Origin of the sequence: Synechococcus sp. CCY 0621 (assembly GCF_019038465.1) — a bacterium.
Classification (GTDB): domain Bacteria; phylum Cyanobacteriota; class Cyanobacteriia; order PCC-6307; family Cyanobiaceae; genus Cyanobium.
In genome coordinates this window covers 1-294 of record NZ_JAFKRH010000071.1, presented here as the reverse complement: position 1 = coordinate 294, position 294 = coordinate 1, and the positions used below count along the sequence as shown (strand labels likewise).

Sequence of the window (294 nt, the reverse complement as noted above, 5' to 3'; positions counted from 1 at the left end):
AGGTGGCGGGGCAACAGGGAGCCGAAGAGATCGAGGCCCCACTTTTCGAGCGCCTCAGGCAGCAGGGTGTGGTTGGTGTAGGAGAGGCAGGCGGTGGTGATGGCCCAGGCGGCCTCCCACTCGAGGTGCTTGTCGTCGAGCAGCAGCCGCATCATCTCGGCGACGGCGATCGAGGGGTGGGTGTCGTTGAGCTGGACGGCCCAGTGGTCGGGGAACTCCTCGATGGGAATGCCGCGGGCATCGAGGCTGCGGATCATGTCCTGGAGGGAGCAGCTGACGAAGAAGTGCTGCTGC

At 66.0% G+C, this 294-nt stretch carries 1 protein-coding gene; it reads right to left on the bottom strand.

The window, feature by feature from the left end; translation table 11 throughout:
* On the bottom strand, positions 1–294 hold a 294-nt coding region (locus tag KUG43_RS16650; protein WP_216910953.1), incomplete at both ends, for a glycogen/starch/alpha-glucan phosphorylase.